This window comes from Pedobacter antarcticus, assembly GCF_900112985.1.
GTDB classification, from domain to species: domain Bacteria; phylum Bacteroidota; class Bacteroidia; order Sphingobacteriales; family Sphingobacteriaceae; genus Pedobacter; species Pedobacter antarcticus.
The window spans coordinates 992,789-1,009,767 of sequence record NZ_FONS01000001.1; the positions used below are offsets into that span (position 1 = coordinate 992,789).

The 16,979-nt window shown below is 39.9% G+C and carries 13 protein-coding genes; 10 read left to right on the plus strand and 3 right to left on the minus strand.

The genetic code is table 11. The features are described 5' to 3' along the window. Nucleotides 1-3: 3 nt before the first annotated feature. Together BM192_RS04500 and BM192_RS04505 are read left to right on the plus strand one after the other, a co-directional pair. Nucleotides 4-561 (plus strand): GNAT family N-acetyltransferase, encoded by a 558-nt coding sequence (locus BM192_RS04500; protein WP_037438337.1) that lies wholly within the window; start codon nt 4-6, stop codon nt 559-561. After that, nucleotides 558-1,271 carry an AAA family ATPase gene (locus BM192_RS04505; protein WP_037438338.1) on the plus strand — a complete coding sequence of 238 codons (714 nt, stop codon included), beginning with the start codon at nt 558-560 and terminating at the stop codon, nt 1,269-1,271. Before BM192_RS04500 ends, BM192_RS04505 begins: the two co-directional genes overlap by 4 nt. Before the next feature lie 145 nt (nt 1,272-1,416). Here the strand turns inward: BM192_RS04505 and BM192_RS04510 are convergent, their stop codons facing one another. Then, on the minus strand, nt 1,417-2,877 hold the full coding sequence (locus BM192_RS04510; protein ID WP_169741364.1) for a PAS domain-containing sensor histidine kinase: 1,461 nt from the start codon (nt 2,875-2,877) through the stop codon (nt 1,417-1,419). 177 nt (nt 2,878-3,054) lie between these two features. Between BM192_RS04510 and BM192_RS04515 the strand changes: the two genes are divergently transcribed. The 8 genes from BM192_RS04515 to BM192_RS04550 all read left to right on the plus strand — a co-directional run bounded on the left by BM192_RS04515 (nt 3,055) and on the right by BM192_RS04550 (nt 13,640). Next, entirely contained in the window at nt 3,055-5,637 is a 2,583-nt protein-coding gene (locus BM192_RS04515) for a phosphatidylglycerol lysyltransferase domain-containing protein (RefSeq protein ID WP_037438339.1), read from the plus strand. A 14-nt stretch (nt 5,638-5,651) separates the two neighbouring features. After that, the gene (locus tag BM192_RS04520; protein WP_051759612.1) at nt 5,652-7,085 is read left to right on the plus strand and encodes an AcvB/VirJ family lysyl-phosphatidylglycerol hydrolase; all 1,434 of its coding nucleotides are present in this window, start codon (nt 5,652-5,654) and stop codon (nt 7,083-7,085) included. A 177-nt stretch (nt 7,086-7,262) separates the two neighbouring features. Next, nucleotides 7,263-8,444: a PQQ-dependent sugar dehydrogenase gene (locus BM192_RS04525; protein WP_037438340.1), complete on the plus strand. Its 1,182-nt coding sequence runs from the start codon at nt 7,263-7,265 to the stop codon at nt 8,442-8,444. A gap of 25 nt (nt 8,445-8,469) precedes the next feature. Next, the gene (locus tag BM192_RS04530) at nt 8,470-8,871 is read left to right on the plus strand and encodes a c-type cytochrome (RefSeq protein ID WP_074963904.1); all 402 of its coding nucleotides are present in this window, start codon (nt 8,470-8,472) and stop codon (nt 8,869-8,871) included. A 114-nt stretch (nt 8,872-8,985) separates the two neighbouring features. Next, nucleotides 8,986-10,011, plus strand: coding sequence for an OmpA family protein (locus BM192_RS04535; RefSeq protein WP_037438341.1), 1,026 nt, complete (start codon nt 8,986-8,988; stop codon nt 10,009-10,011). Nucleotides 10,012-10,133: 122 nt separating this feature from the next. Next, nucleotides 10,134-11,189, plus strand: coding sequence for a sensor histidine kinase (locus BM192_RS04540; protein WP_037438342.1), 1,056 nt, complete (start codon nt 10,134-10,136; stop codon nt 11,187-11,189). Beyond that, nucleotides 11,186-11,884 (plus strand): LytR/AlgR family response regulator transcription factor, encoded by a 699-nt coding sequence (locus tag BM192_RS04545; protein ID WP_051759614.1) that lies wholly within the window; start codon nt 11,186-11,188, stop codon nt 11,882-11,884. The genes BM192_RS04540 and BM192_RS04545 overlap by 4 nt, the downstream gene beginning before the upstream one ends. A gap of 16 nt (nt 11,885-11,900) precedes the next feature. Continuing rightward, nucleotides 11,901-13,640, plus strand: coding sequence for a CocE/NonD family hydrolase (locus tag BM192_RS04550; protein ID WP_037438343.1), 1,740 nt, complete (start codon nt 11,901-11,903; stop codon nt 13,638-13,640). A 9-nt stretch (nt 13,641-13,649) separates the two neighbouring features. On the opposite strand, the gene BM192_RS04555 is transcribed toward BM192_RS04550, so the two are convergent. Next, nucleotides 13,650-14,306 carry a metallophosphoesterase gene (locus BM192_RS04555; RefSeq protein ID WP_201771350.1) on the minus strand — a complete coding sequence of 219 codons (657 nt, stop codon included), beginning with the start codon at nt 14,304-14,306 and terminating at the stop codon, nt 13,650-13,652. 151 nt (nt 14,307-14,457) lie between these two features. Further along, nucleotides 14,458-16,848, minus strand: coding sequence for an FtsX-like permease family protein (locus BM192_RS04560; protein WP_037438344.1), 2,391 nt, complete (start codon nt 16,846-16,848; stop codon nt 14,458-14,460). Nucleotides 16,849-16,979: the final 131 nt, after the last annotated feature.

The window sequence follows — 16,979 nt, forward strand, 5'->3', positions numbered from 1 at the left end:
GCCATGGAATTCAATATTCAACCTTTTTTAGAAAATGAAACCTTTATGCTGCAACCTTTGCTGGAACAGGATTTCAAGGTTTTATATAATGTAGCTTCAGATCCAAAAATATGGGAGCAACACCCTAATAAAGACCGCTGGAAAGAAGACGTATTTCAAAACTTTTTTACCGGAGCAATTCAGAGTAAGGGCGCTTTTTTAATCATAGATAAAGCTACCGGAGATGTCGCGGGAAGTACCAGAATTTACGATTACGACGAAACAGATAACAGCATATTGATTGGTTACACTTTTTATGCTACCCGGTACTGGGGAAAAGGTATCAATTCATCAGTAAAAAAAATGATGCTGGATTACCTTTTCCAATTTGTATCAAAAGTATCCTTTCATATCGGTGCCAGCAACATCCGCTCGCAAATAGCTATTGGTCGTTTAGGAGCCCAGAAAGTTACTGAACAGGAAGTAACATATTTTGGAGAATCACCTAAATTAAACTTTGTATATGCAATTGAGAGCGAAGAATGGAATAATAGGAACAATTCAAAGTATAAAAACGAATGAATATTTTCGATCTGATTATTTTTGATAAAGAGCAGACAAAGCTGGACGATATCTTCCTGAACAGAGAAAATAGAAAAAGTGTGGAACTGCTCATTAAGGAGTATTCTTATATAGAAGAGCTACACCAATACGGTCTTCCAGTAAATAACAAATTATTGCTGCATGGCAGCTCAGGCTGCGGTAAAACAACGACAGCCAAAGCAATCGCCAATGCTTTAGGGAAACCTTTGCTGATCCTCAACCTGAGTAATGTGATCTGCTCACGAATCGGCGAAACTTCACAGAACATCAAACAGGTTTTCGACAAAGCTGCACGTGAAAAGGCCGTGTTATTTCTGGATGAATTTGATCAGATAGGCAAAGCACGTGATCATCAGGATAAAGATGTCGGGGAAATGAGAAGACTAGTTAATACATTGATTCAACTAATAGATTATTTTCCGGAAAGGTCTTTATTAATCGGCGCAACCAATCACTTAGCAATCATTGATATAGCATTGCTCAGACGTTTTCAATTAACCATTGGCTTCGAGATGCCTACGCGGTCTGTTCTGGATATTTATTACGATAAACTTTTGGAAAGGTTTCCTGAGCACATGCAGATTATCCAAAGAAAATATGATGTATCCTATGCAGAAGCCAAAGACGATGCTTTCACCCAGGTAAAAGCTGCACTAATTACAAACTTAGAATTAAAAAATAAATGTTAAACCGGAATTGCAGCCTGTTACAAGACCGGAATGCAGCTTGGATTATCTATGCTTCAGAAACATTCCCCCCTTTAACGCAAGATCGGTATATAGTGTATCTGTACAAGAATTTTTAATTAAGCAGATTGAATTCTGATTGTCAGCGTTACTGAACAGGCAATGAAAATGAAAAAACTGACCCTTGTCCTGGCTGGCTCTGCAACTCAATTACGCTTCCATGCATCCTTAAAATCTCGGTAACCAGATAAAGCCCGATCCCAAAACCCGATACGTTTTTCATCTGTTCATTGTTCACCCTGTAAAAGCGTTCAAAAAGTCTCTTCTGGTCCGCAGGAGACACCCCTATTCCCTGATCTGCAAAAGAAATTTGCATAGCGTTTCCAACCCGCAGGCAGCTCACCGTAACGGTTGTCCCGGCTGGAGAATATTTAACCGCATTGCTAAGTAAGTTTGTCATAACCTGGCTGATCTTTTCCCTGTCAGCCAGGATATGTACTTCTTCACAAAGCTGATAAGATATCTGATGCAGGGGCGCCAGGGTTACGGCCTCATCTACGATCTCATTCATCAATAACGGAAGCGAAAATCTAGATAAATTTAAGGCCATTTTACCCTCATCCAATCTGGACAAATCGAGAAAATCATGGATCAAACTGGTCATTTTAACTGTCTGATTTTCTGCACGGGACAACACCTTTTCAGTATAAAGATCCCCTCGCTGCCTGGCCTTTAAAAGGGCAAGCTGCACATAGGAACGAACGGAAGTTAATGGCGTTTTTAATTCATGGCTGACAATAGCTATGAAATCATTTTTACGCTGTTCTTCCAGTTTTTTCTCGGTAATATCCCGCGCTATTTTAGAAATTCCGATGATGTTTCCCTTTGTATCTTTAACAGGAGAAATGGTCAGAGAGACGTCAACCAATCGTCCATCCTTTGTTAGTCTCTTGGTCTCAATATGATCTACACGCCTTCCAGCTTTCAATTGGGCCAGTATCGAATATTCTTCTTCTTTTCTGTCCTCAGGAATCAATTTTAAAATAGACTCACCGATAATTTCCTGCGCAGTAAATCCAAAGATTCTTTCTGCTGAGATATTCCAGCTCGTTATAATTCCCTGAAGATCTTTACTAATAACTGCATCGTCAGTAGAATCGACGATAGCTGCAAGGACGGCACTTTTTTCTTCTGCCTGCTTGAGAAGTGTAATGTCTCTGGCAATCTTAGAAATACCAATAATACCACCAAAGTAGTCGCGGATAGGTGATATTGTCAAGGAGATATCCAGCAGGCGACCACTTTTTGCCATCCGGCGCGTTTCAAAATGTTCAACACGATCGCCCCGGCGTAAACGGGTAAGAATGTCTATCTCCTCTCCCAGCCTGTCTGCGGGGATTATTTTCAGAATCGGCTGCCCGATCATTTCTTCTGCAGTATAACCGAATATACGTTTTGCCGCAGGATTCCAGCTCGTTACTACTCCTTGCAAGTCTTTACTTATAATTGCATCATCTGAGGAATCCACGATTGCTGCAAACATCGCATTTCGTTCTTCGGCAAGCCGCAGTGCATTATGTTCGTAATTTAATTCTTTGAACTCATCCATAAAAGCATGCATATTTCAAACGCCCAGCCAATATACTTAAATTGTTAACGAATAGCCAAGTATATATCCGCCCACATAAGCGGCATTTTTTTCGCAAAAATTCCCCTTTATTTTCCTACCACAACAAGAAGAAAATTTATTATTATTACATAGCGTTATAAGTAACTCATCTATCGTATGAAGTTTAACCGTCACTATCTAAGATCAAAAAATTACTACGCAAAGGAAATACTTGGCTTTCTCTTCATTCTTTTTGCAATATACTTTTTCAGACACGAGGGGCACGAACTTCGATCTCTTGGTGGCGTACTGCGGTCGTCGAACCAATGGATCCTGTTGACGGGCTTAATTGTTACCGTTCTCTATGCCCTATCGCATGCCCTGATGTACAGTTACAGCTTTAAAACCATCGGCTCAAAAATCCTTTGGACCGATGGCCTTCGACTGTTTCTTAAGCGAAACTTTGTAAGTGTCTTTCTACCCGGAGGTGGCGTAACATCCCTGGCTTTTTTTTCTAAAGAGATCGAAAACAAAGGAATAAGTCAGACAAAGATTAATCTGGCATCCTACATCTACGGACTGATAGGGATATTCACCGTATTTTTGGTTACTATTCCAGTAATAATCTACCTGTTATTTACCCGTCAGCACATGTTTGGCGAACTAATTGCGTTTGGCGTATTAACTCTGACTATCATTCTTTTGACTACAGGAACAATCTCTCTCTATAAGAAAGGTTGGCTATATAAAAAAATTCTTGCCTTTAAACCTGATACCGAACTGATTCTGGATGAAATTGCTGACAGTGACTTCTCCATTTCCAGCCTGATTTCGACTATCCTTATTTCTCTGGCAATTGAATTCCTTGGAATTGCACATTTGCTCATTGCGATGTATGCATTAGGACTGGAAGGTCATTTTGATGCCGCAGTAGTCGGCTATGTTATCGCTACACTTTTCCTTGTTATTTCTCCATTTCTAAAAGGTTTAGGGGCTGTTGAACTGAGTCTGGTTTTGGTTCTTCAGAGTTACGGGTTCAGTGCAACACAGGCCGCTGCTGTAACATTTCTTTATCGTTTGTTCGAATTCTGGCTACCTATGCTGGCAGGAGCCATGAGTTTTATTCTGAACAAGGGCAATCTTTTTCTCAGGATCTTCCCGGCAATGCTCTTGTTCACTCTGGGTATTGTAGACATTATATCAGTACTTACGCCGGCATTGGGCACTCGTATCCAGTTGCTTTCAGATTTCCTTCCGGTAGAGGCGCTACGCTTGTCTAATGGTCTTGTATTGCTTATCGGCATTCTTCAGCTGATTACTTCTGCATTTCTTTTGAGAGGAATGCGCAGTGCCTGGAATATTGCAGTTATACTCTGCACGCTTGCTATCGCGGGTAATCTTACCAAAGGACTTGATTATGAAGAAGCAACGCTTGCATTTGCTGTTTTATTTTCCCTATGGCTAACCCGCAAACAGTATTACGTCCTTGCGAACCGAAATCTTCAAAATTTCAGTCTCGGTGTTTCGTTGTGGATATTTACTGCAGTTACTGTTTACGGGATAGTCGGCTTCTATTTTCTGGACCAGAAGCATTTTGGAATCGATTTCAGCCTGACTCAGTCTGTAAGCAGCACGTTTGACAATTTCATTTTTCTCAACACGGGAGGACTAGAACCCCGTACGCATTTCGCACATCTGTTTTTATATTCGATCAGAGTACTGGGAGCCAGTTCGATATTACTCGTGTTTTATGGCTCCATTAAACCATATTTATTTGAAGACAAGGCGGAGGAGGATGAGTTTTTACGCGCAGAAGAATTATTACAAAAACATGGAAACTCAGCTGTGGATTACTTCAAAACTTACCGCGATAAATTATTTTTCTTCGCAGAAGACAGGGACGGCTTTATTTCCTATAGGATAGGCGGCGACTTTGCTATAGCACTCGGAACACCGGTTTGTGCACCAGATATCCAAACTTCCAGACGTATTATTCTGGAGTATGAAGAATTCTGTCTGCGCAACGGTCTGAAGCCTGCTTATTATAGAATAGATCGTAAAGGTCTTGAAGTTTTTGACTTGTTGAATAAAAAAAATATTATTATCGGGCAGGAAGCAATAGTTGACCTGCCAGGATTCACGATGGAAGGTGGAAACCGGAAGTCTTTAAGAAATGCCATGAGCAGTGTTCTCAAAAAAGGATATAAGCTTAAAATATACGACGCACCAATCAAAGCCGGCACCATTCAAAAATTAGAACAGGTAAGCAATAATTGGCTAAGCAGTCTTGAAAGGGCTGAAATGGTTTTTTCACAGGGGATTTTTGATGCGGATGAAATTGGTAAACAAACGGTCCTGGCATTGGAAAATGAAGATGAGAAAATCGTTGCCTTCCTAAATATTATTCCCGATTACGTCCCCGGAGAACTCACTTACGATTTGATTCGAAAGACAGATGATGCGCCCGGCGGAAATATGGATGTACTTATTGTAGAACTGATCGCTTATGCAAAAGAAAAAGGATATACAAAACTAAACCTTGGAATGGCTCCGATGTCTGGTATTATTAAAGGCAGGGATCTTCCGGAAAGGACAATTAAATTCAGTTACGAAAAATTACGCTCTTTCCGTCACTACCATGGTTTGAGAGATTTCAAAGAGAAGTTCTCACCGGAGTGGGAGGATGAATTTTTAGTATATGATAATCATTATGACCTGCTCAGATTACCTGTTGCACTTAATACGGTAATGAAACCCTGAAAATGTAGCTACCTATGAAAATGCCAAATGAAAGAATTATCTGGGTTAATCGAATGCTGATATGCGCAGTATTTTTAATGCTATTCGGAAGCACAAAGGCCGCAATGATTTCAGCACTGGAAAAGGATTCCATAGCGTGTTCGGGTTTCGGTTATCTCAAACTATTTAAACCCGCGAAAACACCTGATCATGTACTCATTTGTATTTCCGGCGATGGTGGCTGGAATTCAGGCATCGAAGGGATCGCTCTTCATCTCAAAACAGAAAACACATTACTCATAGGTGTAGATATTCGTCAGGTATTAAAGTATATGAAAACGAGTAGGCAATCGTGTTTGTATCCAGCTGCTGACTTCGAACGTATGAGTCAGTTTATACAAAAGAAACTAGGCTATCAAACTTATAACATTCCTATTCTGCTTGGTTACTCATCCGGAGCCACACTGGTTTACGGGTTAGTAGCACAAGCACCACAAAACACATTCCGAGCTGGCCTTGCATTAGGGTTCTGCCCTGATTTTCAGATAGACAGGCCATTATGTACCGGTTCAGGAAAATTCACGTTGGCGAAACTTAAAAACGGCCGGGGTTATGATATAGGTCCTGTGGCAAACCTCTCGACACCCTTTATATCTTTGCAGGGAGAAGCAGATCAGGTCTGTAACTATGCAAAAACTGTAGCTTTTCTTAAAAAAGTACCGAACGCAAAGGTTATATCTCTGCCAAAGGTTGGGCATGGTTATGGTGTCGAAAAGAACTGGCTTCCTCAACTTAAGTCTGTATATGATAGTCTGCTTAAACAAAACGAAGAAAACATGTACGAAGGCGCTGCTAAAAATCTAAATCTGCCCCTCCATTTCACAAAGGCTGCAAAAGATAAAAATAGTAATTCGATGGTTGTATTCATCTCCGGAGATGGAGGATGGACGGGTTTTGATCAACAAATGGCGACGGCTTTTGCAGCAAAAGGAGCACCGGTTGCCGGACTAAATTCGCTGAAGTATTTCTGGCAGCGTAAAAGTCCCGAAGAAACTACCGCTGACATAATTAGAATAATCGAAACTTATTCTGCTGAATGGAAAAAAGAAAAAGTTATTCTTGTTGGATATTCCTTTGGTGCAGATGTTATGCCATTTGTATATAATCGCCTTCCGGAAAAACTGAAACGAAACATAATCGGACTTGGACTGCTGTCGCCATCAAAAGATACTGATTTTGAGGTTCATGTAACTGACCTGTTTAATATTGGATCAGCTCCAAAAGGGTTTTCCGTTCCGGCAGAAATCGACAAGATTGCTGACATACGCCCAGTATGTTTTTTCGGAAAAGACGAAAGTGATCTTCCGGCCGAAGAAATATCAAAACAAAGAGCTAAAGTTATATTCCTTAAAGGCGGGCATCATTACGAAAATAGTTTTGAGACCATTGCATCTACTTTTCTGCCCTGATTACCCTTGCAGACGCTCGGAATTCAGTATACACATTCGAAAATGCGGCTGCTGCAGATCTCGAACCTAACGAGGAAGAAACAGCGCTAATCACCAGGCATTTAAACGATTTAAAATTAATCAGATAACCCCTTTAAATTAATTTAACTAATTTAAACCCACCAAAACCAATCAATAATGAGAAAGAACAAGCCTGTATTAAAGAATATCATGACTGCTGCATTAGGGGGTTTATTAATTGCTTCCACCCCGCTACTAATGAGCTATCGCGAGGCGACGGAAAATCCAGTGATCAAAAAAAGCCTGAAAGAATCGGATCTTAAAGTAGAGACGGTTGTCACAGGTCTGGATATGCCTTGGGCAACAGCATTTTTACCAGACGGCAGATTACTTGTAACAGAACGAACCGGAAAACTTCGCCTGGTAAAAGATGGCAAAATAGATCCTAAAGAAATCACTGGTCTTCCGAAGCTTTTGTATAAAGGACAAGGGGGCTTACTTGATGTTGTCCTCCATCCCGACTACGCAAAAAATGGATGGATATACATCAGTTACTCTTCACCAAAAGCTGCTGGTGAACCGGGAGACGACGGTGGCGCAAATACTGCAATGTTACGTGCTAAACTTAAAGATCACGCTCTTACTGACGTACAAATCCTCTTTAAGGCTTTACCAAATGTAAAGTCTAACCCACACTTTGGTGGAAGAATTATATTTGACAATAAAGGTTATGTTTTTCTTTCCCTGGGAGAGCGCGGCCAAATGGAAAAGGCACAGGATCTGAGCAAAGACCAAGGCAAAATTATACGTCTTCACGAAGATGGGAAAGTACCTGCCGATAATCCATTTGTAAAAACTGAAGGTGCAAAACCTGAAATTTGGAGCTACGGACATCGTAATCCTCAGGGTTTAGTTATTAATCCTACGACAGGTGTGATCTGGGAACACGAACATGGTCCACAAGGTGGTGATGAACTGAATATTGTTGAAAAAGGTAAAAACTATGGCTGGCCGTTGATCACCTATGGAATTGACTACGATAACAGCATCATTTCAAAAGATACCGCAAAAACAGGATTGGAGCAACCCGTGCTTTATTGGAAGCCATCTATTGCACCCTGTGGAATGGCCTTCATAACCAGTGAAAAATTTAAGGACTGGAAAGGCGATTTACTCGTTGGATCTCTGAAGTTCAATTACTTACAACACCTGGTTATTAAAGACAATAAAGTCGTAAAAAAAGAAATCATTTTTGAAAAAATAGGTAGAGTACGAGATGTACGCCAGGGTCCGGATGGAAATATCTATGTAGTAGTAGAAGATTCCGGCAGTATTTTAAAAATCAGCCCAAAAGCATAAGCACAAAATTTAAATCCATTAATCTGTGAAACTATTTTCAATATTATTTTGTGGTGTTCTGTTCACTTCCTCCTATATCTCCGGGCAGGAAGATCCATTGACTAAAAGCATGGATAGAGGGAAAATAATCTACAAGGAATCCTGCATTACCTGCCATATGGGCAAAGGCGAGGGTGTTCCCGGAGCTTTTCCTCCGCTGGCCAAAGCTGATTATCTAATAAAAATGCCGGAGAAAGCAATTCATGCTGTTAAGTATGGCCTAAATGGTAAAATAACGGTTAATGGTGTAGAATATAATACAATGATGCCAAATCCGGGATTAAGTAATGACGAGATTGCAGATGTAATCAATTACATTCAAAATTCCTGGGGCAATTCCAATAAAAAAATTGTCACAGAAAAAATGGTAGAGGCTATTAAAAAATAGCCTCTACTAACTCTTGCAACCAGACCTAAGTTTTTTATTAGAACACTTATGTAATTTTGCTGAAAAGGAGATACAGTTTTAATTATATTCACTTGAAATTAAAACCTCTGCCTCATGAAAAAAACAGTTTTACTGTTCGCTATCAGCTTATTTTTATTTGCCTGCAATTCAAACAAGCAGCAATCCGGTTCCGGCAATACTGATTCAGTACTTACCGCACAGGACAATCCAGTTGACACTGTAGCTGCAAATCATAATGCGGTGGGTGCAATCGACTGGAATACTATCCCTGATCTTAAAGATATCGGTTCATATCCGTTTATCACAGCACCTAAAGGCCTGAAAATTGAGACTGAGAAAAATGGATTGACCGAACATTTTGAATATGAGAAGCTAGAGAATTATCTAGGCAATGATCAGTTAATCAAAACTGAGGGAAAATTAGGTGTAATCGTAATGGAAATGAAACCCGGTTATAACGATCGTTATTTCGATAAAAATGTATATGGATATCTGGATAAAATAGGTGCGAAAATTTTATATAGCGGCCCCCTGTCAAAAGAAGAGAGTGTGCGGGAAAAACTGAAGGAAAACATGTACAGTGGAGTTAATCGTACGACAGGAACATCAGATGACCAGCCTGTAACTGTTTATGCCTTTAGAAATCAGGGGAAAAACTATATTATTAACGTACAGTCCAATTCCGCGCAGGGTACCATTTTCATAATGGAACTAGAAGCGTTTGAAGGGACCATAAAAAAATATACTGCTACAGAAATTGGTTCCGAAATAGACAAAACCGGAAAAGCAGTGCTATACATCAATTTTGACACTGATAAAGCCACATTGAAGCCGGAGGGCAAACAGGTTGCAGATGAAATTGCTAACCTGCTGAACGAAAATACGGGACTGAAAATTTCAATTGAAGGATATACCGATAATACTGGGTTGGCTAACAGGAATGTCGAACTGTCAAAAGAGCGAGCACAATCTGTAATGAAATACCTGATTGAAAAAGGAGCTATAAACCCATCGCGTTTAAAGGCGGCCGGATACGGTGCTGACAAACCTATCTCTCCGAACGATTCAGAGGAAAATAAAGCTAAAAACAGACGTGTAGAGCTGGTTAAGATCAGTTAAAATATCCCCCCTACTTCCGCTTAATTGACAACTAATCGCCCATCCCCTGTTTTAATGCGTTCCTGTACTTTATCTTTTCTGTTTGGATATGTTTTCGTTGATTTGTTGAGTAACATAAAAAAATGAAGAACAGTGTATCCTTTTACTGGAAATGTCAGCTTATAGGCTGGTCTGGAGCATCATTGTACTGGTTTGTGCAAGGTTCTTCCGGAGATGGATTTAGCTGGTCGGCTGGCCTGCTCCATTTTCTCGCTGATATAGCACTGTATATTTTAATCACTCATCTTTACCGGACTTTTGCAAGGAATAATAATTGGCAGAATTCGCCTCTTAATCTATTATTTAAACGCTTGTTACTGGCCCTACCTATTATGGCCATCGCTTACACTGGAGTAACAGTGACAAAAATATATCTCATCAGGTTAGTATTCGCACAAGGAACCAACGTCGAAATCCTGGAATTTATCAGACAAAACTTACCTGGTATCTTGATGGCTGGATTTAGACTTATGGCTATTTGGATGCTTGCCTACCATCTTTACCAGTATTCCCGCCGGGAGATTAGACTGGTTAAAGAAAATGCTTCTTTACAACTACGATATAGGGAAGCACAGCTTGACAAGCTTTCGGATCAGCTCAATCCACATTTTCTCTTTAACTCACTGAATACTATAAAATCTCTGATTAGCACTGACACAAAACTGGCGAGAAGAGGAATAGATTTATTAAGCGAATTGTTACGAAGTAGTCTGTATCGCCAGGCTTCTCTGACCCATACATTAGCAGAAGAACTCGAGCTTGCAAAAGACTATCTCGAGTTAGAAAAGATGCGAATGGAAGAAAGACTTACATTTAGCGTGCACGCTGACCAAAGCCTGAATAACTTCCCTGTACTTGGTTTATCCATCCAGACTTTGGCGGAAAATGCGTTAAAGCATGGGGTATCGAAGCTGAAGGACGGTGGACATATAGCCATAAACATAAGCCGTGAAACCGGATTTCTGGAGATCATGGTAACTAATCCGGGTATAATAAATGAAGATCCGGATCATATCGGAATTGGTCTTAAAAATCTAAAAGAAAGATTGCGGCTAGCCTATCACGGTCAAGCAACTTTTAAGCTGTTTAAGAAGAACGACGATTTGATTTATTCTGTGATAAGAATCCCTTTGCCATGAAGAAAATCCGAGCATTGATAATCGATGATGAACGCCTTGCCAGAGATGAACTCAGGTTGATGCTCAACGAATTCCACGAAATTAATATAATCGGAGAAGCCGCAAATGCAGACCAGGCAGAGCGAATGATTTCGGATCTCAGACCCGACGTTATTTTTCTGGATATTCAAATGCCGGTGCGATCTGGGTTTGATTTATTGGAATCACTCTCTGTAACTCCTCTGATTGTCTTTATTACCGCTTATGAGACTTTTGCCTTGAAGGCGTTTGATGTAAGTGCCATTGATTACCTGATGAAACCCTTGCGTGAAGAAAGGTTAAAAAAGGCAGTTTCGGAAATTAAGAGCAGATTTAAAGAAGCTGGAAATGATCACCTTTTTGTTAAAGATAAAGGGCAATATCATCTAATTAAATGGTCTGAAGTACATCTCGTGGAATCCCTCGATAATTACGTCCGCATTTACTTTGGTTATAAGAATATACTTTTCAAGAGTTCTTTAAACCAGCTGGAAGAAAAACTTGATAACTCTACATTTTTTAGAATCGCCAGGGCACAGCTTGTCAACCTGAATTATATTGAATCCATTAAACAGGAGGAAAACAGCCTTTCAGTAGAACTTAAATCTGGGCAACACTTTCCAGTCTCTATTCGGCAGGCCGTTAAACTAAAGAAGCTATATAACCAAAACAAATAAACCTACCCATCTAACTATGAACAATATTCGATTTTTCGTCATGGCCGCGCTTTGTCTTTTAGTGAGCGGGCTGTGCTTGGCTCAAACCAGCCCTCAATTGCCCGACACGGCCAATTATTTAATTAACGATAAAGTATTAATCAAGACTTCAGACGGTGCCACAATATCGGCAGTAACTGTAATTAAAAAACCGTTTACTAGTAAACTTCCTGCAGCGCTGATGTTTTTTATTTATAGTAATACGGAGAGAAGTTTAGCAGAAGCCAAATTTGCTGCAGATTACGGTTATATTGGTATAGTGGCTGATACCCGTGGAAAACGTTTAAGTCCAGATAAGATCGAACCTTACGAGCATGAAGCCCGGGATGTGAACTCAGTAATTGACTGGATTACCCAACAATCATGGAGTAATGGAAGCGTGGGAATGTATGGCGGTAGTTATTCCGGATTTGCACAGTGGGCGGCCACTAAATATTTGCATCCTGCACTTAAAACTATTGTGCCTTACGTTGCTGCAATACCAGGATTAGGTCTCCCAATGGAGAACAATGTATTTCTAACGGCAAATTATCAATGGGCATTTTATATCACCAATAACAAATTCACTGATGATCTGGTTAATAACGACAATGAGCGTTGGCACCGAATGAGAGACCGATGGTGGGAAACCGGGGTAGCTTACAATCGGATAGACAGCCTTGACGGAACTCCTAACCCCTGGTTGCAAAAATGGTTGTCACATCCAGATTACGATGAATACTGGCAATCGATGGTTCCTTACAAAAAAGAATTCTCCAAAATTAATATCCCAGTGCTGAGTATTACGGGTTATTATGATGATGGACAGGTTTCCGCCTTGGAATATCTACGCGAGCACTACAAGTATAACCCTCATGCAGCCCATTATCTTCTGATCGGACCATATGATCATTTTGGCGCACAAAAAGGAGGAACAGCACAACTAAGAGGCTACCAGGTAGACTCCGTAGCATTGATCAATACCAGAGAGATTACATTTCAGTGGCTCGATTATGTATTGAAGGGTACAAAAAAACCCGATATCATTCAGGATAAAATCAATTTTGAAGTGATGGGTGAAAACAAATGGCATCATGCGAAATCTATTGACCAGATGGGACCTAGAAAACGACGATTATATCTGGATAAGTTGAAAAATGGTACTGCCTTTACACTTTCTGATCGTAAGCCTGTAAAAAACGATTATTTAACCCAGATTGTCGATCTTTCAGACCGCATCACGTCGAATAACGATTATTATCCCAGTCCGATTATCAAGAGTGAACTGGACACGACTAATGGTCTGTTTTTTATAAGCCAACCTTTCGATACTGCTACAAGCGTCAGCGGCCTGCTTAAAGGAAACCTTCGGGTAACTATTAATAAAAAAGATATGGATTTTGGCTTATCATTATATGAAGTTACACCCACAGGTGAATATTTTCAACTTTCATACTTTCTGGGAAGGGCAAGTTATGCAAAAGATATGAGCAGAAGACAGTTACTAAATCCAGGAAAAGCTACGGATATCCCCTTTTATCGTTCCAGGGTTTTCAGCAAGCGGCTGAGCAAAGGGAGTCGTTTACTAGTCATGCTCAATATCAATAAAAATCCATTTTCAGAAATTAACTATGGTACGGGGAAACCAGTCAGTACAGAAACTATCAGTGATGCGGGAGCTCCGTTAGAGATTAAATGGCATAATCAAAGTTACATAGAATTAGGCTTTTCAAACTAATTGGGCAACTTAAATAATTCGCACATCTTTTTCCAGCGTTTTGATGAAAATGACGTCAGATACCTTTCCGTCAAAGGATATTTTTAACCCCGTTAACCCGTAGCCATATGCCGCACCAGTATCAATATTCCATGATTCGGATTCTGCCGTATATTGCGGGCTGGAGCTCCGCAGAGGTGTATGTCCATGAACCTGGATTTTTCCAATATTCTTTAATGGCTTCCGGTTCCACAAGACACCATCTTGATTTTCTTCCTCGAAGGGCCGTAAGGTATTCGAAAGTCCGGCATGACTTACAAAAAGATGATCCTGCTCAAATTTCAGCGGCAGACCTTCAAACCAGGGGATCACATCAGACAGTCGTACCTGATGTTGTTCGAGATTTTCTAATGTTTGTTTTCCCCCCTGTACTATCCAGTGTTCAAGCGCCCCCTTTTCATAGTATTCAATTATTTCAGCCTCATGATTACCTTTTATAATCGTTACATTTTGATAAATTTCAGTTAGCTGCATACATTCCTGAACAACCATAGCACTATGATTTCCACGATCGATCAAGTCGCCGACACAAATAAGGTGATCCTTTTCCTTGTTCCAGTTCTTTAACATTTCTCGAAATGTATAAAAACAGCCATGAATATCACCTATGACAAAATAATCCATCATTTAATCCAGCTATAAGCATTATTTAGAATTCCAGTGTAAATATTATAATTTAATTTAAAAATTCAAGCAGTTGCACAAGCTATTTATACCAATAAAATAACTGGCTTTTATGCAGATTTTCTAATGTTGTAAATAGCCGAATTCTGACTAATCATTCATATTTCAGCGCATCTATTGTATTTGTGACCGCAGCGTTGTAGGAACGTATACTTACTGTTATTAATGTAATCACCATCGAAATACACATAGCCAGCAAAAACGGCCAGATGCTCAAATCCATACGATAAGCAAAACCGTCGAGCCAATTGGAGACAAAAAGGTATGCTAATGGCCAGGCCACTATATTCGCAAAGAATACCATGATCAAAAATGACCCGTTCAGCATTTTAACCAGCTCCATAGTCGACGCACCCAATACTTTACGGATAGCAATTTCCTTTGTTCTTTGTGTTGCTACAAAAGAAATTAGTCCGAAAAGACCAATAAAGGAGATGAAAATAATAATTCCTGCAAATACCCGGAAAAGAAAACCAGTAACCTGATCTGCCTGATAATAGCTATTGATATCATCATTCAAAAATCTCGCCCCGTAGATTTCATTCGGAAAATATTCATTCCATTGAGTCTCTATCTCTTTCATGGCATGCCTAATCTCTTGCTTATCAATTTTAACCGCAAGCTGACCGTAAAACCTGGTCATCTGATAAAATATCATTGGGGAAATATTCTCTTTCAGATACTGGTCATTAAAATCTTTCACTACACCTACAATTGGCGCCTGGCGTCCATTTTGATTTATAATCTTCCCCAGAGCTGCTTGTGGGTCATTGATCCCTACTTTTCGAATGAAGCTCTCGTTAGCTATATAACCGTTTATAGTATCACTTTTTGTATAGACCTTTCCTGCCAGAAATGGAATATTAAATAACTGATAGTATGCTTCGTCATTGGAGGACACCCTAACTTCAAAATCCTTGTTTTCAATTCCATTAAAGCTAAAGTTCGTCGTACTCATTGAGCTCGAAAGCGGAGGCCGTGCACAGTAACTCACCATTTCAACTCCTCTAATATTTTTCACACTTTCTTTGAAAGAATTCATTCTCGTTCTGCAAAGGCTATCTCCCGGAATATCTATCATTACAATTGCATCACTGGCAAAGCCCAATGGTTTCTCTCGCACATATTCCATCTGTTTCATGATTACGATTGTACTGATTATCAATACTATTGTAATAGAAAACTGAACGATCAACAGGATTCTGCGCAAACTGAGACTACCGGAATTTATATTGACCTTATTTTTAATAGCCATTGCAGGGCTGAAGCCGGACATGACCATTGCGGGATAGAAACCTGCCAGAAAGGCAACGAATACAACTAACCCCAACATAAATACCAGTATAATAGGATCCTGAAACAGACTGAAGACAACTTTTTCTTTGAATAAATTCTGCATCACTGGAAATGCCAGTTCTGCGAGAATACAGGAAATAAGCAGCGCAACTACCGTAATCACTAAAGTCTCCGTTAAAAACTGGAAGACGAGCTGTCTGCGCATGGAACCCATTACTTTTCGTACACCCACTTCTTTAGACCGGTTCACAGATTGTGCGGTGGCGAGGTTGATGAAATTTATACAAGCAGTTACCATTAGGAAAAGACCGATTATTGCTAATCCGTAGATTTCTTTCCTGGTAATTGTAGTGTCTGAAAAATTATCGTACTTCTCACTGAAATGTATATCCCGTAATTTTTGAAGTACACTTTTCTGATTCCCAGGTACATTTTTAGCAGTAAAATGAACTTTATTAAATTGATCAAGAGAGGCCTGCAGTGCAGCTTCCGATACATTAGGTGATTTTAAGAAGAAAACCTGGTCGCCTGAACTAACTGAACCCCAATCTTTATTATTTTTCTGTCCTGTACTTTCAATACTTATCACAATATTTAGTGGAATACTACTATTGACCGGGATGTCCTTAAATACACCTGTCACTTTCAGGTTCATCTGATTCCAAAACAAGAAAGTCTTTCCTAAAGCCTGCTCTGCCCCGCCAAAGAACAGTTTTGCTGTTGCTTCTGAAAGAACCACAGTATTTGGTTCTGCCAACAAATTAGCTGGTCTGGCAGACAGCCAGGTCACAGGAATGATGTCAAACAATTCCGGGTCGGCAAAAAATACAGTCTTTGCTGCTTTAAATGTTTGCCTTCCAGATTCGTCTTTGACAATGGTAGCTCCTCCATTCCGGATCACCCTGGCAATTTTTTCAACTCCGGCAATTTCTCCCTTCGCTGCGTTGGCCAATGGCAATGGAGAACCGGAAGAGTGATCTATGAAGCTATTATAATTCCAATCGGTGACAATTCTGTAAATTCTATCCTCATTTTTGTATCCCTGATCGAAGCTTAGCTGATATTTGATAAAAATAAAGATCAGGATGCAACTAGCCATACCAACTGACAGGCCAGCGACATTAATGAAATTATACACTTTATACTTCCATAAGTTCCGGATTGCTATTTTCAGGTTTATTCTAAACATTACTTTAATTTTTCAGATTCTAGTCCAATGGTATGCCAATACCCGAAAACCGGAATTAACACCGCTGAACATAGTATTAAATCGTTAAGTGTTCAAATGCGGACAGACATTGTTCGGTAATGCACAACCTT

What these genes read in the sequence shown, in the direction of transcription:
- BM192_RS04535 (WP_037438341.1), top strand. Translation starts at nt 8,986, where the DNA reads ATGAAAAAAACAGTTTTACTGTTCGCTATCAGCTTATTTTTATTTGCC.
- BM192_RS04520 (WP_051759612.1), top strand. Translation starts at nt 5,652, where the DNA reads ATGAAAATGCCAAATGAAAGAATTATCTGGGTTAATCGAATGCTGATA.
- BM192_RS04555 (WP_201771350.1), bottom strand. Translation starts at nt 14,306, where the DNA reads ATGATGGATTATTTTGTCATAGGTGATATTCATGGCTGTTTTTATACA.
- BM192_RS04540 (WP_037438342.1), top strand. Translation starts at nt 10,134, where the DNA reads ATGAAGAACAGTGTATCCTTTTACTGGAAATGTCAGCTTATAGGCTGG.
- BM192_RS04525 (WP_037438340.1), top strand. Translation starts at nt 7,263, where the DNA reads ATGAGAAAGAACAAGCCTGTATTAAAGAATATCATGACTGCTGCATTA.
- BM192_RS04515 (WP_037438339.1), top strand. Translation starts at nt 3,055, where the DNA reads ATGAAGTTTAACCGTCACTATCTAAGATCAAAAAATTACTACGCAAAG.
- BM192_RS04510 (WP_169741364.1), bottom strand. Translation starts at nt 2,877, where the DNA reads ATGGATGAGTTCAAAGAATTAAATTACGAACATAATGCACTGCGGCTT.
- BM192_RS04505 (WP_037438338.1), top strand. Translation starts at nt 558, where the DNA reads ATGAATATTTTCGATCTGATTATTTTTGATAAAGAGCAGACAAAGCTG.
- BM192_RS04545 (WP_051759614.1), top strand. Translation starts at nt 11,186, where the DNA reads ATGAAGAAAATCCGAGCATTGATAATCGATGATGAACGCCTTGCCAGA.
- BM192_RS04550 (WP_037438343.1), top strand. Translation starts at nt 11,901, where the DNA reads ATGAACAATATTCGATTTTTCGTCATGGCCGCGCTTTGTCTTTTAGTG.
- BM192_RS04500 (WP_037438337.1), top strand. Translation starts at nt 4, where the DNA reads ATGGAATTCAATATTCAACCTTTTTTAGAAAATGAAACCTTTATGCTG.
- BM192_RS04560 (WP_037438344.1), bottom strand. Translation starts at nt 16,848, where the DNA reads ATGTTTAGAATAAACCTGAAAATAGCAATCCGGAACTTATGGAAGTAT.